This window comes from Herbiconiux flava, from assembly GCF_013409865.1.
Lineage (GTDB): Bacteria > Actinomycetota > Actinomycetes > Actinomycetales > Microbacteriaceae > Herbiconiux > Herbiconiux flava.
Genome location: NZ_JACCBM010000001.1, coordinates 1,259,697 through 1,285,673, shown reverse-complemented (window position 1 = coordinate 1,285,673; position 25,977 = coordinate 1,259,697). Strand labels below are relative to the sequence as shown.

The 25,977-nt window shown below is 72.3% G+C and carries 31 protein-coding genes; 14 read left to right on the top strand and 17 right to left on the bottom strand.

The annotated features are described in order from the left end of the window. Positions 1-46 precede the first annotated feature (46 nt). Positions 47-1,291, top strand: a complete 1,245-nt coding sequence (locus tag BJ984_RS06130; protein WP_179549353.1) for a low temperature requirement protein A — start codon at positions 47-49, stop codon at positions 1,289-1,291. Between the two features lie 102 nt (positions 1,292-1,393). Here the strand turns inward: BJ984_RS06130 and BJ984_RS06125 are convergent, their stop codons facing one another. Then, positions 1,394-1,672 carry a GlsB/YeaQ/YmgE family stress response membrane protein gene (locus BJ984_RS06125; RefSeq protein ID WP_179547270.1) on the bottom strand — a complete coding sequence of 93 codons (279 nt, stop codon included), beginning with the start codon at positions 1,670-1,672 and terminating at the stop codon, positions 1,394-1,396. 201 nt (positions 1,673-1,873) lie between these two features. On the opposite strand from BJ984_RS06125, the gene BJ984_RS06120 reads away from it, so the two are divergent. Beyond that, the gene (locus BJ984_RS06120; protein WP_179549352.1) at positions 1,874-2,467 is read left to right on the top strand and encodes a response regulator transcription factor; all 594 of its coding nucleotides are present in this window, start codon (positions 1,874-1,876) and stop codon (positions 2,465-2,467) included. Positions 2,468-2,497: 30 nt separating this feature from the next. Here BJ984_RS06120 and mtnB read toward each other — a convergent pair whose 3' ends face one another. The 5 genes from mtnB to BJ984_RS06095 form a co-directional block, all read right to left on the bottom strand. Next, on the bottom strand, positions 2,498-3,169 hold the full coding sequence (mtnB, locus tag BJ984_RS06115; protein WP_271206428.1) for a methylthioribulose 1-phosphate dehydratase: 672 nt from the start codon (positions 3,167-3,169) through the stop codon (positions 2,498-2,500). Continuing rightward, the gene (gene mtnC, locus BJ984_RS06110) at positions 3,166-3,915 is read right to left on the bottom strand and encodes an acireductone synthase (RefSeq protein ID WP_271206427.1); all 750 of its coding nucleotides are present in this window, start codon (positions 3,913-3,915) and stop codon (positions 3,166-3,168) included. The genes mtnB and mtnC overlap by 4 nt, the downstream gene beginning before the upstream one ends. A 70-nt stretch (positions 3,916-3,985) precedes the next feature. Beyond that, positions 3,986-5,146, bottom strand: coding sequence for a phosphotransferase (locus tag BJ984_RS06105; protein WP_179547269.1), 1,161 nt, complete (start codon positions 5,144-5,146; stop codon positions 3,986-3,988). Next, the gene (locus BJ984_RS06100; RefSeq protein WP_179547268.1) at positions 5,143-6,225 is read right to left on the bottom strand and encodes a translation initiation factor eIF-2B alpha/beta/delta subunit family protein; all 1,083 of its coding nucleotides are present in this window, start codon (positions 6,223-6,225) and stop codon (positions 5,143-5,145) included. The genes BJ984_RS06105 and BJ984_RS06100 overlap by 4 nt, the downstream gene beginning before the upstream one ends. Before the next feature lie 64 nt (positions 6,226-6,289). Next, positions 6,290-7,366 (bottom strand): aminotransferase class V-fold PLP-dependent enzyme, encoded by a 1,077-nt coding sequence (locus BJ984_RS06095; protein WP_179547267.1) that lies wholly within the window; start codon positions 7,364-7,366, stop codon positions 6,290-6,292. Positions 7,367-7,415: 49 nt separating this feature from the next. Between BJ984_RS06095 and BJ984_RS06090 the strand changes: the two genes are divergently transcribed. Beyond that, positions 7,416-8,126, top strand: a complete 711-nt coding sequence (locus BJ984_RS06090; protein ID WP_179547266.1) for a DUF2510 domain-containing protein — start codon at positions 7,416-7,418, stop codon at positions 8,124-8,126. Here the strand turns inward: BJ984_RS06090 and BJ984_RS06085 are convergent. The 8 genes from BJ984_RS06085 to BJ984_RS06050 form a co-directional block, all read right to left on the bottom strand. Beyond that, positions 8,105-8,839, bottom strand: coding sequence for an HAD family hydrolase (locus BJ984_RS06085; RefSeq protein ID WP_179547265.1), 735 nt, complete (start codon positions 8,837-8,839; stop codon positions 8,105-8,107). The two genes, BJ984_RS06090 and BJ984_RS06085, sit on opposite strands and share 22 nt — an antisense overlap. Before the next feature lie 121 nt (positions 8,840-8,960). After that, the gene (locus tag BJ984_RS06080; protein WP_271206426.1) at positions 8,961-9,875 is read right to left on the bottom strand and encodes an endo alpha-1,4 polygalactosaminidase; all 915 of its coding nucleotides are present in this window, start codon (positions 9,873-9,875) and stop codon (positions 8,961-8,963) included. A gap of 79 nt (positions 9,876-9,954) precedes the next feature. Then, the gene (locus BJ984_RS06075; protein WP_179547263.1) at positions 9,955-10,659 is read right to left on the bottom strand and encodes a response regulator; all 705 of its coding nucleotides are present in this window, start codon (positions 10,657-10,659) and stop codon (positions 9,955-9,957) included. Continuing rightward, positions 10,656-12,068, bottom strand: a complete 1,413-nt coding sequence (locus tag BJ984_RS06070) for a sensor histidine kinase (protein ID WP_338074430.1) — start codon at positions 12,066-12,068, stop codon at positions 10,656-10,658. Before BJ984_RS06070 ends, BJ984_RS06075 begins: the two co-directional genes overlap by 4 nt. Before the next feature lie 5 nt (positions 12,069-12,073). Further along, complete coding sequence (locus BJ984_RS06065) at positions 12,074-12,910, bottom strand: ABC transporter permease (RefSeq protein WP_179547262.1); 837 nt, start codon at positions 12,908-12,910, stop codon at positions 12,074-12,076. After that, positions 12,907-13,878, bottom strand: a complete 972-nt coding sequence (locus tag BJ984_RS06060; protein ID WP_179547261.1) for an ABC transporter ATP-binding protein — start codon at positions 13,876-13,878, stop codon at positions 12,907-12,909. The genes BJ984_RS06065 and BJ984_RS06060 overlap by 4 nt, the downstream gene beginning before the upstream one ends. A 119-nt stretch (positions 13,879-13,997) precedes the next feature. Next, positions 13,998-16,157: an acyl-CoA dehydrogenase family protein gene (locus BJ984_RS06055; protein WP_179547260.1), complete on the bottom strand. Its 2,160-nt coding sequence runs from the start codon at positions 16,155-16,157 to the stop codon at positions 13,998-14,000. 129 nt (positions 16,158-16,286) lie between these two features. Continuing rightward, positions 16,287-17,543 (bottom strand): MFS transporter, encoded by a 1,257-nt coding sequence (locus BJ984_RS06050; RefSeq protein ID WP_218869978.1) that lies wholly within the window; start codon positions 17,541-17,543, stop codon positions 16,287-16,289. A 65-nt stretch (positions 17,544-17,608) separates the two neighbouring features. Here BJ984_RS06050 and BJ984_RS06045 point away from each other — a divergent pair, with 65 nt between their 5' ends. Then, positions 17,609-18,076 carry a winged helix-turn-helix transcriptional regulator gene (locus BJ984_RS06045; RefSeq protein WP_179547259.1) on the top strand — a complete coding sequence of 156 codons (468 nt, stop codon included), beginning with the start codon at positions 17,609-17,611 and terminating at the stop codon, positions 18,074-18,076. A gap of 84 nt (positions 18,077-18,160) precedes the next feature. Here BJ984_RS06045 and BJ984_RS06040 read toward each other — a convergent pair whose 3' ends face one another. Beyond that, a complete protein-coding gene (locus tag BJ984_RS06040; RefSeq protein WP_179547258.1) occupies positions 18,161-18,886 on the bottom strand; it encodes a lysophospholipid acyltransferase family protein in 726 nt (241 codons plus the stop codon). A gap of 158 nt (positions 18,887-19,044) precedes the next feature. Between BJ984_RS06040 and BJ984_RS06035 the strand changes: the two genes are divergently transcribed. The 4 genes from BJ984_RS06035 (at position 19,045) to BJ984_RS06020 (ending at position 22,050) form a co-directional block, all read left to right on the top strand. After that, positions 19,045-19,749, top strand: a complete 705-nt coding sequence (locus BJ984_RS06035) for a DUF3105 domain-containing protein (protein ID WP_179547257.1) — start codon at positions 19,045-19,047, stop codon at positions 19,747-19,749. A gap of 5 nt (positions 19,750-19,754) precedes the next feature. Then, positions 19,755-20,567, top strand: a complete 813-nt coding sequence (locus BJ984_RS18915) for a DUF305 domain-containing protein (protein ID WP_179547256.1) — start codon at positions 19,755-19,757, stop codon at positions 20,565-20,567. Between the two features lie 530 nt (positions 20,568-21,097). Continuing rightward, positions 21,098-21,424 carry a YciI family protein gene (locus tag BJ984_RS06025; RefSeq protein WP_179547255.1) on the top strand — a complete coding sequence of 109 codons (327 nt, stop codon included), beginning with the start codon at positions 21,098-21,100 and terminating at the stop codon, positions 21,422-21,424. Positions 21,425-21,486: 62 nt separating this feature from the next. Next, a complete protein-coding gene (locus BJ984_RS06020) occupies positions 21,487-22,050 on the top strand; it encodes a chloramphenicol phosphotransferase CPT family protein (protein WP_246306439.1) in 564 nt (187 codons plus the stop codon). A 74-nt stretch (positions 22,051-22,124) separates the two neighbouring features. Here BJ984_RS06020 and BJ984_RS06015 read toward each other — a convergent pair whose 3' ends face one another. Then, positions 22,125-22,472, bottom strand: a complete 348-nt coding sequence (locus BJ984_RS06015; RefSeq protein WP_179547254.1) for a cupin domain-containing protein — start codon at positions 22,470-22,472, stop codon at positions 22,125-22,127. Between the two features lie 138 nt (positions 22,473-22,610). Here BJ984_RS06015 and BJ984_RS06010 point away from each other — a divergent pair, with 138 nt between their 5' ends. From BJ984_RS06010 to BJ984_RS05985, 6 genes are all read left to right on the top strand, one after another. After that, positions 22,611-22,919, top strand: a complete 309-nt coding sequence (locus BJ984_RS06010) for a hypothetical protein (protein ID WP_179547253.1) — start codon at positions 22,611-22,613, stop codon at positions 22,917-22,919. After that, a complete protein-coding gene (locus BJ984_RS06005) occupies positions 22,916-23,119 on the top strand; it encodes a hypothetical protein (RefSeq protein ID WP_179547252.1) in 204 nt (67 codons plus the stop codon). The genes BJ984_RS06010 and BJ984_RS06005 overlap by 4 nt, the downstream gene beginning before the upstream one ends. Positions 23,120-23,231: 112 nt before the next feature. Continuing rightward, positions 23,232-23,648: a nuclear transport factor 2 family protein gene (locus tag BJ984_RS06000; protein WP_179547251.1), complete on the top strand. Its 417-nt coding sequence runs from the start codon at positions 23,232-23,234 to the stop codon at positions 23,646-23,648. Positions 23,649-23,669: 21 nt separating this feature from the next. After that, the gene (locus BJ984_RS05995) at positions 23,670-24,158 is read left to right on the top strand and encodes a hypothetical protein (protein ID WP_179547250.1); all 489 of its coding nucleotides are present in this window, start codon (positions 23,670-23,672) and stop codon (positions 24,156-24,158) included. Between the two features lie 190 nt (positions 24,159-24,348). Beyond that, positions 24,349-24,735 (top strand): nuclear transport factor 2 family protein, encoded by a 387-nt coding sequence (locus BJ984_RS05990; RefSeq protein ID WP_246306438.1) that lies wholly within the window; start codon positions 24,349-24,351, stop codon positions 24,733-24,735. A gap of 84 nt (positions 24,736-24,819) precedes the next feature. After that, on the top strand, positions 24,820-25,503 hold the full coding sequence (locus BJ984_RS05985; protein WP_179547249.1) for a HEAT repeat domain-containing protein: 684 nt from the start codon (positions 24,820-24,822) through the stop codon (positions 25,501-25,503). Positions 25,504-25,511: 8 nt separating this feature from the next. Here BJ984_RS05985 and BJ984_RS05980 read toward each other — a convergent pair whose 3' ends face one another. Further along, complete coding sequence (locus tag BJ984_RS05980; RefSeq protein WP_179547248.1) at positions 25,512-25,895, bottom strand: cupin domain-containing protein; 384 nt, start codon at positions 25,893-25,895, stop codon at positions 25,512-25,514. Between the last annotated feature and the right edge of the window lie 82 nt (positions 25,896-25,977).

Below are 25,977 nucleotides of genomic sequence, written 5' to 3'. Positions count from 1 at the left end.
CGAGTAGTGCGACGGCCCCGCCATCTGCCACCATGTCCTCGTGAGCATGACGGGGACCCTCGCGCACCACCTCCGACGGATGACCGGCCGCGACCCGGCCGAGGCGCACCGCGCCGCCACGCCGCTCGAGCTGCTCTTCGACCTCGCCTTCGTGGTGGCGTTCAGCCAGGCGAGCAGCGGGCTCGCGCACTACCTCGCCGAGGGGCACATCGGGTCGGCGATCATGGGCTTCGCCTTCGTCATGTTCGCCACCGGGTGGGCCTGGATCAACTTCTCCTGGTTCGCCTCGGCCTACGACACCGACGACTGGTTCTACCGGCTCACCACCCTCGTGCAGATGATCGGCGTCGTGGTGCTCACCCTGGGCATCCCGCCGCTGTTCCACTCGATCGACGAGGGCCACTACCTCGACAACGGCGTGCTGGTGGCCGGCTACGTGGTGATGCGGGTCGCGATGATCGCGCAGTGGCTGCGGGTCGCCCGGCAGGACCCGGCGCGCCGCCGCACCGCGCTCACCTACGCCCTCTGGGTGACCGTCGCGCAGGTGGGCTGGGTGGCGCTCGCCATCGCCCACACCGCCCTAGCGCTGACGATCGTGATCGCACTCGTGCTGTGGGCCGTCGAGCTCGTCGGGCCGTGGCTCGCCGAGCGCCGGGTGCACGAGGGCGGCACTCCCTGGCACGCCCACCACATCGCCGAGCGCTACGGACTGCTGACGATCATCGCGCTGGGCGAGGGCGTGTTCGGCACGGTCACGGCGGTCTCGGCCGTGATCGAGCACCAGGGCTGGACGGTGGAGGCCGTGCTGCTAGTCACCGCGGGCATCGGGCTGACGTTCGGCGTCTGGTGGTCGTACTTCCTGATGCCCGCCGGGCGCATCCTGGCCAAGCACCGCAACCGCGGCTTCGGCTGGGGCTACGGGCACCTGCTGCTGTTCGCCGCGATCACCGCCACGGGGGCGGGCCTCCATGTCGCCGCCTACGAGCTGGAGGGCGAGGCCGAGCTCGGCACCGTCGGGGCGGTGCTCACGGTCGCGATCCCGGTGCTCGTGCTGTGCCTGACGATCTTCGCGCTGTACGACTACCTGGTGCAGGCGATCGACCCGTTCCACTTCGGCCTGATCGCGGGAACCGTGGCCCTGCTCGTGGCGTCGGTGCTGGCGGCGGCGGCCGGGGCGTCGATGGGCACGAGCCTCATCCTGATCACACTGTCGCCGTTCGTGGTGGTCGTCGGTTACGAGCTCGTCGGCCACCGGCACGAGGCGGCCGCGCTCGCCCGCCAGCTGGACTGACCACGCGGCCGGGATCCCGCGTCGGCCGGCCTCATACGATGGCCGGAAACGCCGACGGCCCTCCCCCGGAGGGGAGGGCCGTCGGCCGGGCAGGTCGTGCGCTCAGCGGCGCGCGGTGCTGCGCCCGGCGAAGCGGGTCCAGATCAGCAGCACGATGATGGCGCCGATGACCGAGCCGATGATGCCGGCGGGCTGGAAGAAGCCGTCCATCGGGTCGTGCTGGAAGATCAGGAAGCCGAGGAAGCCCCCGACGAACGAGCCGATGACACCCAGCAGGATGGTCATCGGGATGGAGATGTTCTGTCGTCCCGGGACGATCAGGCGGGCGAGCGCACCGGCGATGATGCCGATGACGAGGAGGCTGATGATGAGTCCGAGCATGATGTCTTCCTTCGTTCGTGCGCCCGGTTCTGAGCGACTCCGTTCAGCGAACCACCCTGGGAGGTGGGCCGGGACACCCCTAGGGGTGGTCTTCCGAACCCGCAGCGGGGGTAGGTTCAGAACGTGACCGAGACGACGAAGCAGCCCATCCGCGTGGCCCTCGTCGACGACTACGACGTCGTGCTCACGGGCCTCGCGCACATGTTCGACCGCTACCGCGACCGCATCGTCATCTGCGAGATCGACGCGAACGCCGAGCTCAGCGACCAGGTCGACATCGTGCTCTACGACTCCTTCGCCCAGCCCGAGTCGGATCGGCAGGAGCTCGCCGCCCTCGTCAGGAACCCGCGGGCGAGCCGCGTCGTCGTCTACACCTGGAACTTCCAGCCCGAGCTCGTCGAGAGCGCGCGCACCCAGGGCACCCACGGCTACCTCTCGAAGACTCTGCCCGCGCGCGAGCTGGTCGCCGCCCTCGAGGCGGTGCACGCGGGCGAACGCGTCGTCAGCGAACCCCCGAGCAAGCGGGTCGGCAGCGCCCCCGGCCTCGACTGGCCCGGCCGGCACGAGGGCTTCACCGAGCGCGAGTCCGAGATCCTCGCCCTGATCACGCAGGGCAAGAGCAACGCCGAGGTCGCCGCGCTCACCTACCTCAGCGTCAACACGATCAAGTCGTACATCCGCGAGATCTACCGCCGCATCGGCGCGGCCAGCCGCACCCAGGCCGTGCTCTGGGGCGTCGCCCACGGCTTCTCCCCCGACCACCACCGCATCGACCACTGGCTCGGCGGCCCCTGACCGATCAAAGGGCCGGGTCAGCGGGCCGGGTCAGCGGGTCGCGAGGGCGATCTGCAGGAGGGCCTCGGTGAGCTCGAGGTGCCAACGGGCCTGGCGGAGGTCGGCGCCCCAGGCGTAGATGCCGTGCGAGGCGACGATCAGGGCCGGCACCTCGGCGACACCGTCGGCGGGCCGGCGGTAGACGCGCTCGAAGTCGTCGCCGAGCACGCCCATGTCCTGGTGGTTCTGGACGACCGGGATGATCACGCGCTCGCCGTGGGCGGAGTGACCGATGCCCTTCAGCATCTCGAGGTCCTCGAGCTCGACGCCCTCCGGCCAGCGGTGGCCGGCGCGCACGGCCGCGAGCGCATGCACGTGGATGCCGGCGCCCGCCCCGGTCACCGCGGCGATCCGGGCGTGCAGCCCCGCCTCGGCGGAGGGCTTCCGGGCGAGCCCGAGCGACGAGGTCAGAGCGGAGGAGTCGGCGGCCCAGTCGCCGTGCTCGTCGACGACGACGATGTCCGAGGCCGTGAGCTCGCCCTTGTCGAGGCCCGAGGCGGTGACGGCGAGCCGCAGGGGGTCGCGGTCGAGCGTCACGGAGAGGTTGCCGGCGGTGCCGGGCATCCAGCCGAGGCCGGCGAAGCGGGCCGACTCGGCGGCGAGTGCGGCGCCGGCGGCCCTCAGCGAACCGGCCGAGACGCCGTGCGTCGAGGCTCCGCTCACGGGGCCACGACCTCCACGTCGGCGAACGAGGTGACGACGGATGCGGTGCCGAAGTCCGCCTCGAAGAACGGCTCCCCCTCGCGCGAGAACGCCACGACCTGCCAGCCGGCCTCGAGCGCCGCCGCGATCTCGCCGGGGTTGTCGGTGAAGAACACGAGCTCCTCCGCCGGGATGCCGAGCGCCGAGGCGATCGCGTCGTACGAGGCGGCCTCCTTCTTCGGGCCGGCCTTGATCGTGTCGAAGTAGTCGGTGATCAGAGGCGTCAGGTCGCCGTCCGGCGAGTGCCGGAACCACGGCACCTGCGAGGCCACCGAGCCCGACGAGAACACCGCGAGCGCGACGCCGTGCTCGTGCCAATCGCGCAGCTTCGGGATGACGTCGTCGAAGAAGTGCGACGAGATCTCGTCCCGCGCGAAGCCCTCGGCCCAGATCTGGCCCTGGATGGTCTTCAGGGGCGTGGCCTTGACGTCCTGCTCCATCCACTCGTGCAGCACGGCGACCACGGCGTCGGTCGTGGCATCGGCCGGCAGCGAGGCGTCACGGATGACCTGCTCCCGCGCCTCGGCGATCGCCGCATCGTCGGCGTGCTCGTCGATCCACGCCGCGAGCCGGGGCCGGGCGTAGTCGTAGAGGTCGCCGAGGATGAACCCGGCGGCGCTCGTCGTGCCCTCCAGGTCGACGACGAGGCAGCGTGCCGTCACCATCAGCGGGTCGGGGGTGGGAGCCGGCGGGTTCTCGATGGTCACGGTCGTTCCTTCGCGTCGGGGGTGGTCGGGCAGAGCGGTGGGGTCGGCGGGCGGCGCGCGCCCACCCGGTTCAGGATGCGGGCAGGGCCTCGCCGGTGAGCACATGATGCCGGGCCGCGTCGAAGAGGCGGATCGACGCCTCCCCCAGCACGGCCCCGGGCAGCGATTCGATGTCGGCGGCGTGCGAGAAGCCGACGGCCCGGCGCATCCCCTCGACCCCGGCGAAGCGCCAGGCGTCGCGTGAGATCGCGGCGAGCGACGGCGCCGAGGCACCGGCCGCGTCCCACACCTCGGCGAACGCGTCCCAGCTCGCGTCGATCGCCGAGCGCCGGGCGGCGGCGAGCGCCGGCTGCCCCACGGCATCGGCGGCGATCGCGGCGAGCTCGAGGTTCGCCCAGAACAGGCCGAGGTCCATGCCGATCGGCCCCACGAAGCTGAACTCGGGGTCGAACACCACGACCCGCTGAGCGCCGGAAGGCCGCCCGATCATCACCGACCCGGTGTGCAGGTCGCCGTGGATCAGCGCCTCGTGCCGCGTCTCGAAGTCGTGCCGGATGCTCGCGACGGCCGCGCGCATCCGCTCGTCGTCGTAGAGCGCGGCGACCCGCTCCTCGAGAGCCGGGTGCCAGTGGTTGTGCTCGTGCCGCCGGTAGGGCTCGTCGAGCACGACGTCGAGCGTCATGCGGCAGAGCTCGGGGTTCGCGGCCGTCTCGACCAGCTCGGCGTGGGCGGCCGGGCCGAGCGCCGTGACCGTCGTCGAGGCGGCGAGCTCGGCGACGAAGCGGCCGACCACCTCGCCGAGGCCGGCGTAGTCGACGTCGACCGCATCGGCGCCCGAGACGACCTGGCGCACGAGGGCGTCGCGCAGCACGTCGAGGGCGCTGAGGTCCTCCATCACGAGCACGTAGCGCTCGGGGTCGAAGGCGACGATCAGGGGGATCGACTCGGGAACCCGCTCGGCGAGCCGCTCGTAGGTGCGCGCCTCGGAGGCGATCCGGCCAGGGTCGACCGGCCAGTCTGGCCCGACGACCTGCACCCACGGCGGCGCCTGCTTGACGGCGAGGCTGCCGAGCGGGCCGCGGGCGATGAACACGCGGTTCATGTTGCCGGCGGTGACCTCGTCGACCCGCACGTCCGAGGCCGAGGCGGCGATCCGCCCGAGCAGCCCGGCCCCGTCGAGGTACGCCACCACGTCGTCACGCCCGACGAGCAGCTCGTAGGCGGCGCTCACCGAGCCGCCCCCGCGTAGTACTCCCCCACCCGCGAGGGCTCGAACGCCCCCCGGTCGGTCACGATCCGGCTGACGAACCGCGCCGGCGTCACGTCGAACGCCGGATACCAGGCGTCGGTCACGAGCGTCGAGGCCGTGCGCCGCCCGAGGGTGTGCAGCACCTCCGCGGGGTCGCGTTCCTCGACCACGATGTCGGCGGCCGTGGGCGCCTCGGCATCCGGAGCCTGCACCAGCGCGTAGAACGGCACCCCGAACGCCGACGCCGCGACCGCGAGCCCGAGCGTGCCCACCTTGTTCACGACGCTGCCGTCGAGCGAGACCCGGTCGGCAGCGGTGACGAGCGCGTCGATCGGCCCGAGGGTCGAGCCCGGGGCCAGCGCGGCGGCGCCCATGCCGTCGGTGATCAGCGTGACGTGCTCGCCGAACTCCGCGAGGGTGTGCGCGGTCAGCCGGGCGCCCTGCAGGTAAGGGCGGGTCTCGGTTGCGACCCAGTCGAAGCGCTTGCCGGCCTCGCGGGAGGCTCGCACGAACTCGATCAGGTAGGTGTCCATCCAGCAGTGGGTCAGGATGCGCGCCCCGTCGGGCAGCAGCGCCGCCGTCTCGACGCCGAGCCGCCGGCTGCGGTCGCGGTAGCTCTGCGCCCCGCTCCGCGCGCTCTCGACCGCGGCCTCGACGAGGGCGGCGGTGGCGCGGGCGTCGTCGGCTCCGGATGCGCGGGCCGCCGCCAGCGCCGCGTCGACGTCGCCCAGCACCCGGTGCACGGCCTCGCGGGGGTGACCGTTGGTCGGACGGGCGCTCTCGAGCGCGAGCCCCGCCACGCGCATCCGCTCGCGCGCCGCCTGAGGAGGCAGCCCCGCGACCTGCAGTGCCGTCAGCTCGAGCCCGGCGTAGGCCGCGAACAGCGGGCCGGAGCTCTGCGTGACCATGGCGCGGATGGCCTCGGCCACCTGCTCGGCGTCACCGGCCTCGACCCAGCTCACCGTCTCGGGGAACACCCGCCGGTCGAGGATGCGCACGACCCCGCCCGCGACCCGCACGGAGTCGTCGAGCGCGGGGGTGATCTCGGTGCTGCTCGTCATGCCCTGCCGCCCACTGCCCGTCTCGTCGCCAACCCCTTCGAGAATACCGCCCCCACAACCCGCATCAGCTGCGCAGCAGTGCCGGCAGCCGGTCGAGCGTCTCGGCATCCGCGCCCGCCTGCGGTGAGAAGCGGATGCGCCCGCCCGGGTGCAGCGTCGTCGTCACCCCGGCGTCCGCGAGCCGGGCGTGCAGCCCGGCCGCCTGCTCCTCGGGCAGCCCGGCGACCACGATGCCCGCGCGCTCCTCGGGCGCCCGCGGCGAGAGCAGCGTCAGGCCGGCGGCGTCGATGCCCGCGATCACGCTCTCCGTCGCCGCCCGTACCCCCTCGGCCACCCGCTCGGGGCCGGCCGCCTCGAACAGCTCGAGCGCCGTGGCGAAGGCGCCGGTGGCGAACGGCGAGAGGCTGGTGACCGAGTAGCGCTCCGCGCCGGGCAGCAGCGGATGCTCGCGCCCGTCGTAGGCCGCAGGGTCCTCGACCCCGGTCCACCCGCCGAGCGCCGGGCCGACTGCCTCGAGGCCACGCGGCGAGAGTGCGAGGAAGCCCGTGCCCCAGCCGGCCCGCAGCCACTTCTGGCCGCCGACGGCCAGCACGTCGGCGGCCGTCCAGTCGTTGGCGGCGGCGCCGAGGTTCTGGATGCCGTCGACGACGAGCAGCCGGTCGGGGCCGATCGCCTCGCGGAGCGCCCGCAGATCGGCGCGGTAGCCCGTGCGGAAGTCGACGGCGCTCACCGCCAGCACCCGGGTGGACGGGGTGAGGGCGGCGGCGACGCGGTCGGCGGTGACCGGGATGGGCGTGCCGGTGCCCGATCCCGGGATGGGCCGCACGCGCATCCGCCCCGCCTGCTCGGCGCGGAGCCAGGGGTACAGGTTCGCGGGGAACTCGTCGAGGCTCAGCAGCACCTCGCCCCTGAGCCCCGCGGCCGCCGTCATGAGGCCCTGCGAGGTGCTCGTGGTGAGCGCGACGCCCTCAGGGTCGAAGCCTGTGAGGCGTGCCGCGGCGACGCGCGCCCGCTCGCCGACCGCGTGGAGGGACGCCGCGGGTTCGCCCCGCATCGCGGCGGCGAGGAGCTCGTGCACCGTCGCCTCGACCTCCGGTGTCGGGGGTCCGTAGCTGGCGTGGTTCAGGTAGCCGGGATGCACCCGTCCATTCTGGCGGGGCCTCTATGCTGTGGGTGACGAAGGGGGCGCAGTGAGCCAGACGGATGGACAGGGCGGCACGGCAGCAGGCTGGTACGACGACCCGGCGGGGTCGGGAGGCCTGCGCTGGTGGGACGGCTCGCGCTGGAGCGACCACGTGCAGCCCGCGCAGCAGGCGGCCCCGCCGCAGCCGGCGGCCGGGCAGTACGCCTACCCCGCCGCGCCCGCCTACGGCTCGCACGCGGGCACCGAGCCGCGCCGCGTCGACCCCGGCACGCCGGTCTACGGCCCCTTCATCTGGATCATCACGCTGCTGCCCGCACTCAGCCTCCTGCTGCTGCCCCTGTCGTTCACCGGCTTCGAGGACATGATGCGCTACGAGATGCAGAGCGGCGGCACCGGCTACGGAATGTCCGGCGGCCTCTCGGGCGGCGCGCTCCTGGCGCAGTCGGCGGCGACGCTGTTCGGCTGGCTGATCTACGGCGCCGGCGTCGTGCTCGCGTTCTTCGACCGCAAATGGCTTCTGGCCCGCGGGTTCGACCGTCCCTTCCACTGGGCCTTCGCGTTCATCCCGGCGCCGGTCTACCCGATCGGCCGCTCGATCGTCGTGCGTCGCCGCTCCGGCCGGGGCATCGCCCCGATGTGGGTGTCGATCGGCCTGCTGGCCCTCAGCCTGATCATCGGTATCGCCGTGACCGTCTGGATCTTCAGCATCACGATCGGCATGATGAACTCGCTCGACTACGGCTCGTTCAGCAGCTGACCCTGCGGCGCCGGCCGCCCGACGGTCCCGGCCGGGACCCGCTCGGGTGATCGCGTCCCCGCCACGATCGCCGGCAGCTCCTCGAGGTCGCCGATGACGTGCAGCGCTCCGGCGGCGCGCAGGGCCCGGGCGTCGGCGGGAGCATCCGTCACCCCCACCGGCAGGTAGCCCGCCACCGAGGCGCAGCGCAGGTCGTCGGGGTCGTCGCCGACGAAGAAGGCCCGCTCGCGCACCGCGCGGTGCCGCAGCAGCAGCTCGAGGGTGTCGCCGACGCCGGCGTCGACCGAGTTCCACACCGGCGGCACCTGCAGCGCCCGCTGGTCGAAGCGCACCGCCGAGGGCGACGCCACCGACACCACGCCGAGCCACGCCCCCGCCTCGGCGAGAGCTCGCAGGCACTCGGCCGCCCCGCCCCGCAGCTGCGTGCGCGACTCGGCGAGCGCCGTCGTCCACTCCTCCTCGGCCGCGGCGAGATCGGCCGGGTCGACCCCGAGCCGCTCCAGCAGCTCGCCGAGCGGCAGCCGGAACCGCAGCGCGAACTCCGCCTCGCCGAGAGTGCGCAGACCCCGCCGCGCGAGCACGGTCGTCAGCGCCGCGTGCGCGTGGTCGGAATCGATCACGATGGTGCCGTTCCAGTCGAACAGCAGCATGGTGTCGACGAGCGACGAGTCCCCGCCGGTTCCGGATACCCGCCCACCGCTTCTCGTTCTCACGCCCGCCCCGTTCCGCGGGAACCGCACGCCCCACCGCCTGCGCCTCATCCTGCATGCCGTCGCGAACGCCTCGCGGTGGTGCGCGCCGACCTGCAGGTGAACGGACGGTGAAGACCCGGCGTCAGCAGCGGTCGTACACGTGACCCTTCGTCCCCGCCGGAGCGAGCGGCCGGTCGCGCAGCACGATGCCGGCGGGCCGGGAGGGATCGGCGCAGACCTCGGCCCAGCTGCCGCTGAGGTGACCGGCGTACTCGATGTCGAGCACCTGGTCGCCGTACACCTCGGTGTAGCTCTCGCACTCGGCGAAGCGCTGGCACTCCTCGGCCACGGCGAAGTCGAAGCCGATCTGCGTGTGCCCGCGGGCGCCGAGCTCGGGCGTGTTCTTCTGGCCGGCGGCGAGGCCGTTGGCGTGCGCGATGCCGACCAGCATCGTGGCGAACTGCACCGCCTGCTCCAGCCCGAAGGCGCCGTCGGAGCGCGTGTACGAGTCGAGGTTGTCGAACTCGACCGCGTCGAAGCCGCTGCCCGCGCAGCCGGCGATCGTCACCGCGATCCGGTCGGCGAGCGCCGCCCGGTTGTCGGGCGTGGAGATGTCGAAGATGGTCTCGTCGGGCCAGCCCGGGTCGGCGACCGGCTCGCCCTCGTCGTCGCGCAGCACGAGCACCTCGGGCCAGTTCTCGCCCGGCTGGCTCTGGAAGCCGTTGACGTAGCAGATGCTGTAGACCCCGGCCTCGGGGGCGGCCGTGCTGTCCCGGGCGACGACGTTCACGCCCACCGAGGGCGCGTAGGCGCCGCCGAGCTGGTAGTCGAACACCGGGTCGGCGGGCAGCGGGCGGATGCTCGGCGGCGCCGCCGCGTCCACCTCGGCCGTGGCGCTCGGCGTCGGGCTCGCGGTGGCGCTGGGCGTACCGGTGCCGGTGCCGGAAGCGGCTGCCGGGCCGTCGTCGTCGGAGCCCGTCGCGCAGGCGCTGAGCCCGAGCACCGTGACCACGACGAGGGCGACCGCCGAGGCGCGGAGACGGAGTGCAGGGACCACGTGGCCGATCGTAGCGGGGCGAGTCGACCGCCCCATGGGAAGCGGCCGACAACCGAAGCGGATGCGCGGCCGCCCCATCTCAGACCAGCCCGGCCCCGTAGGCGAAGATGACGGCCTGCACCCGGTCGCGCAGCTCGAGCTTCATCAGCACCCGCCCCACGTGGGTCTTCACCGTCGACTCCGACAGGAAGAAGCGCGCCGCGATCTCCGAGTTCGTCAGGCCCTCCGCCATGGCGACGAGCACCTCGTGCTCACGTTCGGTGAGGGTCGCGAGGAGCGCGGGAGCGGCGCCCGGGCTGCCCGGGGCGGGGGCGGCGGGGCGGGCATCCGCCCCACCCGCCGGCAGCTGGGGGCCGAACAGTTCGAGCAGCTTGCGGGTGACCCGGGGCGAGACGGCGGCGTCTCCTGACGAGACGGCGCGGATGGCGGCGACGAGCTCGGCCGGCTGGGCGTCCTTCAGCAGGAAGCCGCTGGCGCCCGCGGAGAGCCCGGCGAAGGCGTACTCGTCGAGGTCGAAGGTGGTGAGGATGATGATGCGGCTGGTGGGGTTCGCCGCCACGATCGCGCGGGTGGCCTCGATGCCGTCGAGGCCGGGCATCCGCACGTCCATCAGCACGACGTCGGGGGTGAGCCGGGCGGTGGCGGCGATGGCCTCACGGCCGTCGCCGGCCTCGCCCACGACCTCGAGGTCGTCGTACGACTCGATCACCATGCGCATGCCGAGGCGGATGAGCTGCTGGTCGTCGACGAGGAGCACCCGGATGCGGGCGGGGGCGTCGGTCATGGGGTGCCTTCCTGAGGGAGCGGTGTGGGTGCGGTCGCGGGATCCGGCACGGGAACGGGCTGCGGCGCTGGCACAGGTAGCGGCGCGGGCACCGGATCGCCGAGCCGCGCCGCCACGCGCCAGCCGCGGGTGCCGAGCGGCCCGGCGCTGACCGTGCCGCCGTGCACCTGCACGCGTTCGCGCACCCCGATCAGGCCGCGGCCCGAGCCTTCGGAGGCGGCCCCGCGCGCCGGGTCGATGCCGTCGTCGAGCACCGTGATCGAGATGCCGGTCACGTCGTAGCGAAGCTCGACGTCGACCCGGTCGACGTCCATCGCGTAGCGGAGCGCGTTGGTCAGGGCCTCCTGCACCACCCGATAGACGGTGAGCTGCAGCACCGAGTCGGCGGGCGGCTCGCCGATGCTCGTGAAGCGCACCGGGAGACCGGCCGCGCGGAAGGTGGCGATGAGCTCCGGCAGGTCGGCGACGCCGGGCTGCGGGGCGAGGGCGGCGGGCGACGATCCGGCGATCCCCGGGCCGCTCTCGTCGTCGGCGAGCACGCCGAGCGAGCGGCGCATGTCGGTGAGCGCCCTCCGGGCCGTGACGCCGGTCTGGCGCACGGCCTCCTGCGCCGACGCCGGGGCGGTGCCCGAGCGGGCGAGACTCGCCTCGGCGCCGTCGCTCAGGGCGACGATCACCGTCAGGCTGTGCGCCACGATGTCGTGCATCTCCCGGGCGATGCGGGCCCGCTCCGAAGCCACCGCGAGCTGGGCCCGCTGGTCGCGCTCGCGGGCCAGCTGAGCGGCCCGCTCGAGCAGGGCGTCGATGTACCGGCGCCGGTTGCCGAAGGTGATGCCCACGAGGGTCGAGATCACGCAGAGGAATGCGATCAGGATGCCGAAGGCCACCGTCGAGACCGGGTCGCCGGTCTGCAGCGCCGTCGCGAGCACCCCGACGCCGGCGGCGACGCCGGTGCCGATCCAGGCCGAGCGGGTCGTCCGGTAGACGGCCAGGGCGTACAGCGCGAACATCACGGGCGACACGTCGAGCTGCGGCCCGTCGGGCGAGGGCAGCAGCATCGCGCCGATGCAGATCGCCGCCGTGATCACCGGGACGTGCCGCCGGAACAGCAGCGCCACCGCCACGGCCGCCGCCCCGTAGAGCAGCAGCGCCGGGAAGAGCGGGCTGCTCGTCACCGGGTCGTCGCCGAACGGCGAGCCGACCAGCACGGCCACGGCCGATGCGAGGGCCCAGACGCCCATCGGCACGGCGTAGGTTCCGGCGATCAGACCGTCGAGCAGCCACGGGTGCCGGTTGAAGAAGGAGCGGATGAAGCCCGGCGGCTTGGGCAGCCGCAGGTCCTCGGCGCCGGGCGGGGGTACCGCCGGCGCCGAGGACCGGATGCCCGGGCCCGAGGGCCCCGTCGTCACCACTGTCAGGCATCCCTCCGGCGCATCAGGACCGCCGCGGGCACTGCGAACAGGGCGATCCACCCGAGCATAACCAGCACCGCCTGCCAGGGCTCGAAGACCCCGCCGCCGAAGAACAGCGTCTGGCCCACCGAGCCCGGCAGCCAGTCGGCGAGGACGGATGCCCAGTCGGCCGAGATGAACGAGATCACCGAGGGCACAACGAGCAGCAGCCCGACGGCCGCGGCGATCCCGCCCGCGGTGTGCCGCAGCAGCGCACCGAGGAAGAAGGCGACCAGCCCGATCAGGGCGAGGTAGCCGGCGGCGCCGACGAGGTGACCCCAGACCTCGACGTCGCCGAGGTCGCTCTCGACGCCGTTCGCCTGCAGCATCGGCCAGGTGACGGCGTAGCTGGCGAACACGGCGACCAGTCCGACGACGAAGCTCGTGACGCTGAACACCAGGGCCTTCGCCCAGAGCACCGGAAGGCGCTTGGGCACGGCGGTCAGGCTCGAACGGATCTGCCCGGTGCCGTACTCCCCGGTGATGACGAGCACGCCGAGCACCGAGATCACGAGCTGGTTGAAGAGGATGCCGAGGGTCGACACCTGCACCGCCGCCTGAGCTGCGGCAGCGGCGTCGGATCCGGCCGCCGCCGACATCTCACCGGTCTGGGTGAGCACGAGCAGCACGCCCATGCCGATCTGCAGGGCGATCAGGATGGCGTAGGCCCAGACGGTGGAGCGCAGGGTGGTCAGCTTGATCCACTCGCTGCGGAGGAGTCCGGTGAAGCGCAGCCGCGCATCCGGAACCGGCTGGAGCGTCACCCGTGCAGCGGCGGGAGCGGTCGTCGCGGCGCTCATCGGGCCACCTCCTCGGTGACGGGAGCGGCGGTTGCACCGGAAGCGGCACCGGCCGGCTCACCGGTCACGCCGCCCGTGCGGTACTCGACCTCGTCGCGGGTGAGCGAGAGGTAGGCGTCCTCGAGCGAGCCCTGCACCAGGGAGAGTTCGTGCAGCGGAACCCCGAGGGCCGCCGCGACGTCGCCGATCACCTCGGCCTGCGCACCGCGCACCTCGATGGTGGTGGCGTCGACGCTCGTGACCGTGACGTCGGGCTGGCCGAGCCGGCGGGCGATCTCGTCGACGCGAGGGCTCCGCACACGCACGAAGCCGCCGGTGGAGCCGAGGATCTCGGACACCGGGGCATTCGCCACGACATGCCCCTTGCCGAGCACGATGATGTGGTCGGCGGTCAGGGCCATCTCGCTCATCAGGTGGCTCGACAGCAGCACCGTGCGGCCCTCGGCCGCGAGCTGCCGGGCGAAGCCGCGCACCCAGAGCACGCCCTCGGGGTCGAGGCCGTTCACAGGCTCGTCGAGGATGAGCGTGGCCGGGTCGCCGAGCAGGGCCGCCGCGATGCCGAGCCGCTGGCCCATGCCGAGCGAGAAGCCGCCGACGCGCTTGCGGGCGACGCTCTCGAGGCCGGTGAGGCCGATCACCTCGTCGACCCGGCGCACCGGGATGCCGTGGGTGGCCGCGATGGCGCGCAGGTGGTTGCGGGCCGAGCGGCCGGTGTGCACCGCCTTCGCGTCGAGCAGCGCACCGACCTCCCGCAGCGGGGCGCGGTGCTCGGCGTAGGGGCGGCCGTTCACCGTGACCCGTCCCGAGGTCGGCCGGTCGAGACCGACGATCATGCGCATGGTGGTGGACTTGCCGGCGCCGTTCGGGCCGAGGAAGCCCGTCACCTGCCCGGGTCGCACGGTGAAGTCGATGGCGTCGACGGCCGTGCGGGGGCCGTAGCGCTTGGTCAACGAGGTGGCTTCGATCATGGGCTCTCGCGCTCCTGTGCTCGTGGTTCGGGCGCTCTCTGCGCCGTTCTCCACGCTACGGATGCCCGTGCCGCCCCTCATCGGACCCCGGTGCCGTGCGGCTGGTACCGGGGTACGAGCTACTTCGCCTTCGCCTGCTTCTTCTCCTCCACCGGGAGGGTGCCGGCGGCCCGTGCGGCCTTGTAGTACTCGCGGGCCTCGCTCTGCCTGGCCTTCTCCGCCCCGCTCGCGATCGAGGCGCGGATGTGCTCGGGGCCGTAGCCGAAGGCGCTCACCAGGTCCTGCGCGTGCGGGCGCAGCCGGGCCGAGAGCCGCTCGGTGTAGAGGCCGACGGCGCGGGCGCGGCTCGGCGAGAGCCGGCCGTTCATCAGGTACCAGGCGAGGTGCTTCTCGACGAGGCCCAGGCCGAACAGGTCGCGCAGCCAGGTGAGCACGACGCGGGTGCCGTCGTCCATGCCCTCGGGGCTCGTGCCGTCCGCCCCCTCGATCGCCTCGGTGAACGCCTCCCACTGCAGCAGCTCGGCGTGTGCCCTGGCCGCTTCGATGATCTCGGACTGGTGCAGGTTGAACAGGTCGGCCGCATCCTTCTTCGACAGCTTGGCGGCGGGCCGGAGCTTGCCGGCGACCTCGCCCACCATCGTCTCGACGCGGTCGGTGAGCAGCTGGCGCTGGGCCGCCGACTCCCGCAGCTGCCCCACCGAGCGGGCGGTGGAACCGAAGTCGGCGACGGTCTGCGCGAACGATCGGAGACCGGAGCCGTTGACCGTGCGGCCGGCGGCCTGCTCCACCACGTAGCGGGCGAGCACCCCGAAGTCGGCCTTGGCGAAGCGGCGGCCGTAATCGCTCAGCAGGCGCTTGGCGACCAGCTGCAGCAGCACGTGGTTGTCGCCCTCGAAGGTGGCGTAGACGTCGAGGTCGGCACGGAGCCCGACGAGACGGTTCTCGGCGAGGAAGCCGGCGCCGCCGCAGGCCTCGCGCGCCTCCTGCAGGGTGTCGAGCGCGTGCCAGGTGCTGAGCGGCTTGAGCGCCGCGGCGAGGGTCTCGAGGTCCTGACGGCCCTCGTCGGTGTCGGCGACGCCCGAGAAGACCTCGTCGAACTTGGTGAGCAGCTTCTCGTGGGCGAAGCTCGCTGCGTAGGTGGTGGCGAGCTTGGGCATCAGGCGCTTCTGGTGCAGCTGGTAGTCGAGCAGCACCTCCTCGTCGGTGTCGCTGCCGGCGGTGAACTGGCGGCGCTCGTTGCCGTAGGTGACGGCGATCGTGAGCGCGATCTTCGCGGCGGCCACCGAGGCGCCGTCCAGCGAGACGCGGCCCTGCACGAGGGTGCCGAGCATGGTGAAGAAGCGGCGGCCGGGGCTCGCGATGCTGCTGGAGTACTCGCCCTCGGCGCTGACGTCGCCGTAGCGGTTCAGCAGGTTGGCGCGCGGGATGCGCACGCCGTCGAAGTGCAGCCGACCGTTGTCGATGCCGTTCAGGCCGCCCTTCAGGCCGTCGTCCTCGCCGCCGATGCCGGGCAGGAACTCGCCGGTGGCCGCGTCGCGGAGCGGCACGTAGAAGGCGTGCACACCGTGGTTGACGTTCTTCGTGATGAGCTGCGCGAACAGCACCGCGGCGATGCCGTGCTTCGCGGCGTTGCCGAGGTAGTCCTTCCAGGCCCCGCGGAAGGGCGTGTCGATCACGAACTCGCCTGTGGCCTCGTCGAAGGTGGCGGTGGTGCCGATGGCGGCGACGTCGGAGCCGTGCCCCGTCTCGGTCATGGCGAAGGCACCGGGCACCTCGAGGCTCATGATGCCGGGCAGGAAGGTGCGGTGGTGGTACTCGGTGCCGAGGTGCAGCACGGCGGCGCCGAACAGGCCCCACTGCACGCCCGACTTGATCTGCAGGCTCGGGTCGGCCGTGACGAGCTCCTCGAAGCCGGCGATGTTGCCGCCGTGGTCGTCCTCGCCGCCGACCGACTTCGGGAAGGCGCGGTGCACCTGGCCGTCCTCCACCAGCAGCTTCAGCTGGCCGAAGACGCGCTCGCGGTGCTCGGCGACGCTCTGGCCCTCGATGCGCTGCATCTCGGGGCGCGCGGTCAGCTCGCGGGCGGCGAGACGCACCTCGGCCCAGCTGCCGAGCAGGTAGCGGCCGAGCCACTCGACGTCGGTGCGGGCGACGACCACACCGCTGCCCGTGGAGCGCCTGGGCAGCCGGGCCGAGGCGTCGAGCTCGCTGTCGATGCGGGCGGCGTCGGTGTCGGGCTTCTGCTCGGAGCCCTGCGTGTTCTCGATCGTGTTCGTCATCGTCATCCTCGTCGTCGTGGCTGATCCCACGGTAGGAGGAGTGCAGGAGAGCGCGAAACGGCCGGTGACGGGCCTACAAACGGGGGCCGAAGGGGTGCACGGCGCACTGTGGACATCCCACAGTCGTTCTCAGGATCCACCCACCGAGGCAGACAAAGGGCCGGGGTTGGTGAGCGTGGCCGGGCGGTCGCGCATCCGCTCGACGAGCGCCAGGACGATCGTCGCCAGGGCGAGCACCGCGAGCGCGGGCGCTGCGAGGTCGACGGCGGTCGCGAGGCCGAGCGCCGTCGCCGCGGCACCCGCGCCGATCGCGGTGAGCGCCTGCAGCAGGTAGGAGAAGAGGTAGAGCAGCGAGAGCACGGCGCCGCGGTGCGAGGCGGGGGCCGCGCGGTTCGCCAGCCCGAGACCGCCCGTGAACGCGAAGGAGTAACCGATGCCGCCGACGATGCACCAGGCGAAGAAGAGCAGCAGAGATCCGGACGACGCGGCCGCCGCCATCAGGCCGAGGCCGGCCAGCGAGACGATGCCGCCGATGACGATCGCCGGCACGGCGGGCACCCTGCCGAGCAGCAGCGCCGTCACGCCGATGGTCGCCGAGGAGACGCCGAGCAGGGCGCCGACCACGAGCAGGTCGGTGGTGCCGGTCAGCTCGCGCGCCATCTGGGCGCCGAGCGAGAGGAAGATCGCGCCGACGCTGTAGGCGGTGGCGACGGAGAGCGTCGCGGCGGCGAAGGCGAGGGCGATGCCCCGCGGCAGACGGAGGGCCTGCGGGCGGAAGGCGGACCGCGCATCCTGACCCGTCGTCGCCGTGGGACGGTCGTCGGGGGTCAGCAGCACGGCCACGAAGGCGAGGAGCGCCAGCACGAACAGCACCACGAAGCCGAGGACGAGCGGAAGCGGGGCGTACTGCGCCAGGAGCCCCGAGACCACCAGCGCGAGGGTCAGGCCGGTGGAGGTCGAGACGGTCGTCATCGAGCTCGCCCGGCGGGGGTTGGACCAGGGGTTGTGCTCGACGAGCGCTGCGCTGGCGGCACCGAGCGCGAAGCCGGTTCCGACGCCCTGAAGGATGCGGCCGGCGAAGAGCCAGCCGACGTTCGGGGCGACCGCGAACACGAGGGCGGCGACGGCGAGCAGCGCGATGCCGAGCAGCATCGCGCGGCGACGGCCGATCGCGTCGCTGATGCCGCCGAACAGGAGCAGCACGATCAGCAGGGCCACCGGATAGGCGCCGAACACCGACGTGGTCACCACCGGCGGCAGCGACCACTCGGCGGCGTAGCTCGGGTACAGCACGCTGGCCGCCCCGCTCGACCACAGGCACAGCGCCAGCACCGCGGCTGCCGCCCAGAACGTCCCCCGGCGCCCGAAGCGCACTGCTCTCGTCATGCCGCCACAGTAGCGGTCTGAGTTGGAATTTCCAATACAGGCGGTCCGGACGTACCATGGTGGCCATGAGCGACCCCGCGAGCCGGCCCGCCGACGGGCCCCGGTGCCAGATCGTGCGCACGCTCGACGTGGTCGGCGAGAAGTGGTCGCTGCTCGTCGTGCGCGACGCCTTCCGCGGGCTCACCCGCTTCTCGGAGTTCAAGGACTCGCTGGGGGCCCCGAGCGACATCCTGAGCGCGCGCCTGGCGAAGCTCGTCGACAGCGGCGTGCTCGAGAAGCGGCCGTACCGGGCCCCGGGTTCGCGCGAACGCTCGAGCTACCACCTCACCGAGGCGGGGCGGGGGCTCGCGGTCGTGATCGGGGCGATGGTGCAGTGGGGGGATGCGTACAACCCCTACGAGGGCGGGGCGTCGTCGGTGCTGGTCGCCGGCGAAGAGCCGGTGTCGCTCGCGTTCGTCGACGGCGAGGGGCAGGCGGTGGCGGCGCTGGACGTGACGATCGCGCCGGGGCCGGCTGCACGCACGCGCTGGTAGGCGGGCGGGCAGGCAGCGCTGCGGCTCGCGGGCGTCACGCGGGCCATGCTCGGTCGCCTTCTTCCCGCCCGTCCGCCCGCCGCGTCAGTCGGGCGTCGCCCCGCCCGGGTCGTTGCGGTGCATCGCCCGGCGCACCCGCTCCACCACGCCCGAGGCGGGGGGCTCGTTGTAGGCGTTCGCGAGCTCCTGCCCCGACATCGCGGCGATGGCCGCCATCACGTCGTCGGTGAGCCTCCGCCGCGCCCGCGCCGAGCCCGCCTCGCCGTAGCCCGCTGATTGGATCGGCTCGCCGAAGCGGATGGTCACCGGAGTCACCCGGGGAACGCGAGCGCCGTCGGGTTGCAGGTTCTCGGTGCCGCTGAGCGCGACCGGCACGATCGGGCATCCGGTGGTCAGGCCTAGCCAGGCGACCCCGGTGCGCCCCCGGTAGAGCCGGCCGTCGCGCGAGCGGGTGCCCTCGGGGTAGATCGCGAAGGCGCCGCCCGAATCCAGCACCTCGCGACCGCGCTCGAGAGAGTCCTGGGCCGCGGTGGCGCTTTCGCGGTCGACGGGGATGGCCCCGATCGACTCGAAGAAGGTCTTCGACACGCGACCCTTCAGGCCCGCTCCGGTGAAGTACTCCTCTTTGGCGAGGAAGCGGACGTCGCGGGGTGCGATGACCGTGATGACCACGCTGTCCATGAAGCTGAGGTGGTTGCTCGCGAGCAGCACGGCGCCCTCACGGGGAACGAGCTCCCGCCCGATCACCGTCGGCCGGTAGACCGCGCCGGCGAGGGGGCGGGCGAGGCCCCGGGCGATCGTCTTGAACATGCCCCGATGCTCGCACGCATCGCATGCCGCGCGGGCTATGGTTCTGTGCACGGCGCCATCGAGCTCGTTGCGCCGTCCTGCTCACTGCGTTTTCATAGGTGGCTACGGCAGTCTCATAATGGTTGTCGCTTCAACCTGCCCTGCTCCCGTTCGTCGAAATGAGACCCGTGCCCACCGATTCCTCCTCCTCCGTGCCCCCGAAGGCCAAAGACCAGGCCAAGAAGCTCACGGTCAAGCAGGAGCGCGAAGCCCGCCGCGCCGAGAAGGTCGCGCAGATGGTCGCGCAGCAGAAGAAGCAGCAGCGCAACCGCCGCATCGGCATCTTCGGCGGCGCCGCGGCCGGTGTGATCGCGCTCGGTCTCGTCATCACCTTCGTCGTCACGAGCGCCGAGCCCAAGGTCGACCCGGCGTCGATCTCGATCGGCGAGCTCCAGAGCTACGACAACCTCACCTCGAACCACGTCTCGACCACCGTCGACTACGCCCAGACCCCTCCGGCCGGCGGCGACCACAACGCCGTCTGGCTGAACTGCGGCGTCTACGACCAGCAGGTGCCGAACGAGAACGCGGTGCACGCGCTCGAGCACGGAGCCGTCTGGGTCACCTACGACCCCGCCGTCGTCGACGAGGCCGGCGTCGAGACCCTGCGCTCCAAGCTGCCCGACACCTACGTGGTGCTCTCGCCCTACGAGGGCATCGCCGCCCCCGTCGTCGCCTCCGCCTGGGGCAACCAGGTCTTCCTCGACGGCGTCGACGACGAGCGCCTCGGCGACTTCGTGCAGAAGTTCTGGCGCTCGAACGACGCCCCCGAGCCCGGCGCCGCGTGCACCGGCGGTCTCGACGCAGCCGGCAAGGTGGCCTGAGCGGGGTGCCCGACTCCTCGCCCGCTGACTCCTCGGTCGCTGATCCCTCGCTCGCTGATCCCTCGGTCGCTGATTCCTCGCCCGCGACCGCGGCTCCGGATGCTCGGCGCCCCTCTCGCGGCCGCCTCACCCTCGCGGCGATCGTGGCCGCGGTGCTCGTGGCGATCGTGGCGTTCTCGGCCGGCTGGCTCGCCGCCCCCCGCACCGCGACGCCCACGGACACCGGCGTCGAGGCCGGCTTCGCCCGGAACATGCAGACCCACCACGACCAGGCCGTGCAGATGGCCCTGATCATCCGCGAGCAGAGCGACGACCCGGCCATCCGCTCGCTGGCCTACGACATCGCGACCTCGCAGGCGCAGCAGTCGGGCCAGATGTACGCGTGGCTGAACGCCTGGGGCCTCCCCCAGGCCTCGACCCAGCCCGAGATGACGTGGATGCTCCAGCCCACCCTCGACGGCTCCGACGGCCACGGCCACGGCGGCGCGGCCTCCCCCACCGCGGCCTCGGACGCCACAGGCGACGCCGCCGCTGGCGACACCGCCGCCGGCACCCCCGCCCCCATGGTGCCCGGCGAGCCCATGCCGGGCATGGCGACCTCCGCCGACCTCGACCGCCTCTCCTCCCTCACCGGGGTGGAGGCCGAGACCCTCTTCCTCCAGCTGATGATCGCCCACCACCAGGGCGGCGTCGAGATGGCCGAGGCCGCGCTCTCGCGCACCACGAACCCGCTCGTCACCGCCCTGGCGAAGGCCATCGTCTTCGCCCAGTCGGGCGAGATCCAGTACATGCAGGAGCTCCTGGCCGCCCGCACCTGACCCGCCCGCAGGTTCAGGGCTCCATCGCCTCCTCGAGTGGCTGCTGCAACCACTAGTCGACGTGGATGGCCACCGCGCCACCCGGATCGGTCGACGAGACGCGGGCTGCGGCGTCATCTTCTTGCGACCGAACAGACCCATCGTCCGTCCTCCCTCTCCGTGCTGGTGATCTTCAAGGGCCACTGGGATCCCTTCGTCGGGACTGGTCTGCATGAGTCTCGCGCGGCGGGCGGGCGCGCATCCGGCATCTGACGCATCGCCGGTGTTCGTGCCGCGTCTGATCCGGCTCGGGACCGCGATCGTGCCCGCGCCGGCGCGCCATCGCCGATGCCGCTCATCAGGGTTCTCGCTGCGGCGGCCTTGTTCGTGCTCGCGTGGGCTGCGATCTTCGGGCCGCGCCTCGCCCTGCGCCGCATGACAGTCGAGGTGCTCAGCGGATCATAGCCGCTCGCCCCTTGTCGCGACGACCACAACCTTGTCGTAGAGCGCAGGCAGGTGGGACAGTTGTCGGACGACGCGCGGGAGGTTCGATGAAGGTCATGCTCATGATGTGGTCCGACGGCAGCTACGCGGGGGGCGGCTCGGCGGAGGACTACGCGGCCTGGGCCGACTACGGAGCGTCACTCCGGGACGACGGGATCTTCGTCGCATCTGGGCAGTTCGCCGAGGCCGGTGGGGGCGTTTCCATCACGACCGACCCTTCCACGCCGGACGGCCCCGCCGGCACGACGCCGGCCCGGGCCGGTCTCGTCGGGTACTACCTGCTCGACTGCTCGAGTCACGACGAGGCGGTTCGGGCCGCGCGACGGGCGCCGCTCTACGGCTCGGTCGAGGTTCGCGAGTTGGCCAAGTACTGAGGCAGGGCGCGCGCCCGGCTGAGAAGTCCTAGCCACCTTGAGGCACGATCTACGATCGAGGCATGCCAGCGAGACCGAGCGCCCGGATGATCGTGCTCAACGGCGGGTCGAGCTCGGGCAAGTCGACCGTGGCCCGGGCCCTGCAGGAGCTCCTGCCCGGGATCTGGCTGACGTTCGGCGTCGACACTTTCATCGAGGCCCTCCCCGGCCGCGGCGACAGCCCGCGATCCGGCATCGGCTTCGGCTTCGACGCAGAAGGCGCCGTGCTGCTCAGCGAGGAGTACACCCGGCTAGAGGACGCCTGGTACTCCGGGCTGGGCTCGATGGTCAAGTCCGGAGCTCACCTCATCCTCGATGAGGTGCTGCTGTCCGGGGGCGCCGGACAGCGACGCCTCCGCGCGGCCTTCGGCGCAGAGACCCTGATCTGTGTCGGCGTCCGATGCGATCCTGAGGTCGCGGCGGCACGCGAGGCCGCGCGCGGCGACCGGGTGGCCGGCATGGCGCGGCGGCAGGCATCCGTCGTCCACACCGGCGTCTCCTACGACGTGGAGGTCGACACCACGTTCCAGTCACCCGACGAGTGCGCCCGGGTCGTCGCCGAGTTCGTGCGCACACACGGCCGCTGACGCGCGACTGACGCAGTGGAGAGGCCGGATCCCGGGACTGCTACCGATTCACTTTCGACGACCGGCATCGTCGATCAGCGAGGGAGCTCGCCCATCGTCACCGCCGGCTCGATCCCACTCGGTACCGGGAGCCAGGCGAGGAAGGTGACTCCCTCGTCGGTCGCGTCGAAACGCGTGATCGTCGCGTACCCGGGCTCATAGAACGTGTCGCCGGCACGCAGGACCGCTTCGGGCTCGGCTCCCACCTGGAAGAACACCGACCCGGCCTCGATGAGACCGAGAACCGGCCCGTTGTGCCAGTGCGCTCCCGGATGGACACCGGCGGCGATGGTGATGCGCTGCACCTCGATCGACGCGAAACTCGGCGCTCCGGCCAGCTCGAAGGCGTTCACGGTGTTTCGCTGGACCGGGGATTCACTCATGCCTTCGATGATGCCAGCCACGCAGATCCTGCAGGATGCCGCTCGGTTCGCCGTCCGGCGACTACGACTGTCGATTTCGGACCGGGCGGGCGGTAACGTGTGCAGGTCGAACCGCGCCGCTGTGTGAGAGAGAACACGATGACCGGAGCACCAGCCACCCACCTCGGGGACGTCAGCGTGGGTCGCCGGGCGGTTGTGCGTGCCGCCGTCTGGGGAGCCCCGGTCGTCGCGCTCGCTGTCGCCGCCCCTCTGGCGGCCGCGTCCTCGCTCGATGCGGGGGCGTACCGCCTCTCCCCCTCCTGCAGTGTGCCGGGATCCGGCGGCCCGGGGTTCCTCCTCACGGCCGGCCCGACCGTGCCCCTGCTCGCGCGCACCACGATCACCGTCGCCGTCACGGGCGCGACGACCATCGGCGAGGTCGGTGTCACCGCGGCAGCGCGAGCGTGAACTACCTCACGGAGACCTCCCGCCTGATTGTGCTCACCGCCGGGCTTCCGGCCGGCATGACGATGACGATCAGCACGACGCTGTCGACCTCGATCACCGCACCCTGGACGCTCCGGGCCGACACGTCACTGCCTGAGGGCTATGTCGCGTCCGGCGGGACCTCCCAGTCCTCGTTCACCTCTCTGACCTGCCGCGCCTGAACGACGGTGGGCGTCCTCTTCCGGACATGACCGGAAGAGGACCTGGACGGGCGAGCGGGCGCCCCGCAAACTCGTGCGAGACATCTTGACGAGCCGATGAGAGAGTTCACTCATGACTGATTCCCTTCCGACCGACCGCAGCACGAGTGAGATGACGCCCGAGGTGCTGGCGGCGTTCAGCGATGCCTGGACCCGTCACGACCTCGAGGCGCTGATGAGTCACGTCACCGACGACTGCGTCTATAGCGCATCCGTCGGCCCTGAGCCCGGCCAGACCTGGTCGGGGAAGGAGCAGGTGCGTGAGGGCTTCGCGATTATGCTCGCCTTCGACACGGGACACGAGCGGCACGAGGAGGAGAACCCCATCATCGCCGGGCCGCGCGGGGCGGCCACCTGGTCGTTCACCGGCCCGGGCCCCGACGGAACGACTCAGACGACCCGGGGCTGCGACATCTACGAGTTCCGCGGCGGGAAGATCGCCCGCAAGGACGCATTCCGCAAGGTCTACCAGGCCGACCTGCATCAGTAGGAGTCGTCGTACGCTCGGGGCATGAGACTTCCCCGCCTTGCGCGCCCTGCTTCCGCCGCCGCTGCCGTACTGACCTCGGCGATCCTCCTGGCGGGATGCACGTCGACCCCGGCTCCGTCGCCGACGGCCAGCGCCAGCCGGACGGCCGCACCGACAGCGACCCCCACGTCCACGACCCCCGCTCCCACCAGCGAGCCGGCCACCCCGACCAGCGCGCCGGCCGCCCCGGCGTCCTACGACCTGGAGGCGGCCTACGCGACCTGCGTGCAGTACGCGACTGACGACCTCGCCGGCATGACCGGCACCTTCACCCCGTTCGACCCCGCCGACACCAACCCGATCGCCGAGGAGAAGATCACCACGGACGTGTCCGACGACCCGAACGCCCTGATGATGCACGTCGAGTGGTCCTCCGACAGCGACGAGCTGAAGACCACCACCTTCTGCTCCATCAGCGGCCCCTTCGACGCGCCCGTCGTCGCCTTCGAGCGCGGCAGCAGCAATGCCTGACTCGGCTCAGCGGGAGTCGTCGCCCCAGAACGCACTCGCCCGGCGATCCCCGAGCAGATGTGCCTCCCCCAGCCGGATGGATCGCGGAGCGGAACCTCGTGTTCGACTGGACCGACCGGCGGCGTCGCGGCCGTGAGCCTCGCCCTGCCTGACCCATTCGCGTTATCGAGAAAGATGAGATGAGACGACCATGACCGAGCAGCACGCACAGCCCGAGCCCATCGAGCAGATCGAGAGCCTGATGAAGGCCAACCTCCACGAGGTCTTCGGGCAGCGCGACCCCGCGCTCCGCCGCGCGGCGATCGAGCGCACCTACACCGAGGACGTGGTGTTCCTCGACCCCGACGAGGTCGTCGAGGGCTGGGACGCCCTCGACGCCAAGGCCGGCGCCCTGCTCGAAGGCGCCCCCGGCTTCGTCTTCTCGGAGGCCGGCTCGATCTACGTCAACCACGACATGGGGTACCTGGCCTGGAACCTCGGGCCGGAGGGGCAGCCGCCGGTGGTGCGGGGTGTCGACTCGTGCTTCGTACGGGACGGTCGGATCGCGAAGGTGTACACGCTGCTGCTGAAGGGCTGACCTCCTCCCGCTCGGTCGGCCCGCCGTCGTACGCTGGACGATGGCGGGCCGATCGGCGTGCCTGTCTGGTTGGAGGTCCGGGGGATGAGCGACACGGACGCGGCCGGCGCCACCACCCGCCTCCGCCTCGCCCTGAGCGCTCCGGATGCGTCGAGCCGCCTGCAGGCCGCACTGACCGCAGGCACCCGCCCGGCCGACGCCTATGCGCGGGTGCTGGTCGGACAGTGCCGGGTCGAACCCGACTTCTTCGTGCGGGACATGCTCACCTGGGCGCTCACCCGCCACAACCGCGACACCGTGGTCGACCTGCTCCTCCCCGAGCTCGACTCCCCCATCGCGCAGGCGCGCAGTCAGGCGCTGCACACCCTGTCGAAGGTCGGCGACCCCCGCACGTACCCGGCGATCACGACCGCACTCCTCACGGACGCCGACGACATCGTCGCCCGCAACGCCTGGCGCACCGCCTCGGGCCTGGCGCCCGACGACGAGCACCGGGCCGCCCTCGCCTCCGCTCTGGCGTCTCAGCTCGGCCGCGGTGACCGCGACCTCCGCCTGAGCCTGACGCAGTCGTTCCAGCGCCTGGGCGAACCGTCCCGCCCGGCCCTCGACACCGCGTCGACGGATGCCCGTCCCGACGTCCGCGCCCACGCCCTCGCCACGGCGCACCTCCTCACCGACCCCGAGGCCGACTTCGACGAGGCCCTCGCGCAGGCACACCGATCCCTCGCGCTGCCGGCCACCCCCGACGACGGCACGACCTCCGACTAGATTCCCGACTAGCGGAACTCGCCCAGCTGACGATCGAGGGGCACGGTGCCCTCCACGGTGACGTCGCCCGTGTGAGCGGTGGTGACCGTCTCGATCAGGACGATGTGCACCTCCTCCTTCGCCACCGGATTGTGCCGGACGCCGCGTGGCACCACGAAGAACTGGCCCGGGCCGAGTTCGACGTCCTCGGCATCCTTGATCTGGATCACGAGCTGCCCGGACACGACGAGGAACATCTCGTCCTCGTTCTCATGGGCGTGCCAGACGAGCTCGCCGAGCAGCTTCGCGACCTTCACGTACTGGTCGTTCACCCGCCCCACGACCCGCGGCGTCCAGTGCGCGGTCACCTGCTCGAGCTCGGCGGCGATATCGGTCGGCCCGGGAAACGTCATCCCCCGAGTCTGCCGCCTCGATCACCGCTCGCCCCACCGCCACCTCCACCGCCACCTCCATCGGCGTCGAGACCCCGATGAC

What these genes read in the sequence shown, in the direction of transcription:
- BJ984_RS06020 (WP_246306439.1), top strand. Translation starts at nt 21,487, where the DNA reads ATGCCAGCGAGACCGAGCGCCCGGATGATCGTGCTCAACGGCGGGTCG.
- BJ984_RS06000 (WP_179547251.1), top strand. Translation starts at nt 23,232, where the DNA reads ATGACTGATTCCCTTCCGACCGACCGCAGCACGAGTGAGATGACGCCC.
- BJ984_RS06050 (WP_218869978.1), bottom strand. Translation starts at nt 17,543, where the DNA reads ATGACGAGAGCAGTGCGCTTCGGGCGCCGGGGGACGTTCTGGGCGGCA.
- BJ984_RS06060 (WP_179547261.1), bottom strand. Translation starts at nt 13,878, where the DNA reads ATGATCGAAGCCACCTCGTTGACCAAGCGCTACGGCCCCCGCACGGCC.
- BJ984_RS05990 (WP_246306438.1), top strand. Translation starts at nt 24,349, where the DNA reads ATGACCGAGCAGCACGCACAGCCCGAGCCCATCGAGCAGATCGAGAGC.
- BJ984_RS06130 (WP_179549353.1), top strand. Translation starts at nt 47, where the DNA reads ATGACGGGGACCCTCGCGCACCACCTCCGACGGATGACCGGCCGCGAC.
- BJ984_RS06010 (WP_179547253.1), top strand. Translation starts at nt 22,611, where the DNA reads ATGACCGGAGCACCAGCCACCCACCTCGGGGACGTCAGCGTGGGTCGC.
- BJ984_RS06035 (WP_179547257.1), top strand. Translation starts at nt 19,045, where the DNA reads ATGAGACCCGTGCCCACCGATTCCTCCTCCTCCGTGCCCCCGAAGGCC.
- BJ984_RS06120 (WP_179549352.1), top strand. Translation starts at nt 1,874, where the DNA reads ATGTTCGACCGCTACCGCGACCGCATCGTCATCTGCGAGATCGACGCG.
- BJ984_RS06125 (WP_179547270.1), bottom strand. Translation starts at nt 1,672, where the DNA reads ATGCTCGGACTCATCATCAGCCTCCTCGTCATCGGCATCATCGCCGGT.
- BJ984_RS06040 (WP_179547258.1), bottom strand. Translation starts at nt 18,886, where the DNA reads ATGTTCAAGACGATCGCCCGGGGCCTCGCCCGCCCCCTCGCCGGCGCG.
- BJ984_RS05995 (WP_179547250.1), top strand. Translation starts at nt 23,670, where the DNA reads ATGAGACTTCCCCGCCTTGCGCGCCCTGCTTCCGCCGCCGCTGCCGTA.
- BJ984_RS06025 (WP_179547255.1), top strand. Translation starts at nt 21,098, where the DNA reads ATGAAGGTCATGCTCATGATGTGGTCCGACGGCAGCTACGCGGGGGGC.
- BJ984_RS06015 (WP_179547254.1), bottom strand. Translation starts at nt 22,472, where the DNA reads ATGAGTGAATCCCCGGTCCAGCGAAACACCGTGAACGCCTTCGAGCTG.
- BJ984_RS05980 (WP_179547248.1), bottom strand. Translation starts at nt 25,895, where the DNA reads ATGACGTTTCCCGGGCCGACCGATATCGCCGCCGAGCTCGAGCAGGTG.
- BJ984_RS06055 (WP_179547260.1), bottom strand. Translation starts at nt 16,157, where the DNA reads ATGACGAACACGATCGAGAACACGCAGGGCTCCGAGCAGAAGCCCGAC.
- BJ984_RS05985 (WP_179547249.1), top strand. Translation starts at nt 24,820, where the DNA reads ATGAGCGACACGGACGCGGCCGGCGCCACCACCCGCCTCCGCCTCGCC.
- BJ984_RS06075 (WP_179547263.1), bottom strand. Translation starts at nt 10,659, where the DNA reads ATGACCGACGCCCCCGCCCGCATCCGGGTGCTCCTCGTCGACGACCAG.
- BJ984_RS06100 (WP_179547268.1), bottom strand. Translation starts at nt 6,225, where the DNA reads ATGACGAGCAGCACCGAGATCACCCCCGCGCTCGACGACTCCGTGCGG.
- BJ984_RS06045 (WP_179547259.1), top strand. Translation starts at nt 17,609, where the DNA reads ATGAGCGACCCCGCGAGCCGGCCCGCCGACGGGCCCCGGTGCCAGATC.
- BJ984_RS06065 (WP_179547262.1), bottom strand. Translation starts at nt 12,910, where the DNA reads ATGAGCGCCGCGACGACCGCTCCCGCCGCTGCACGGGTGACGCTCCAG.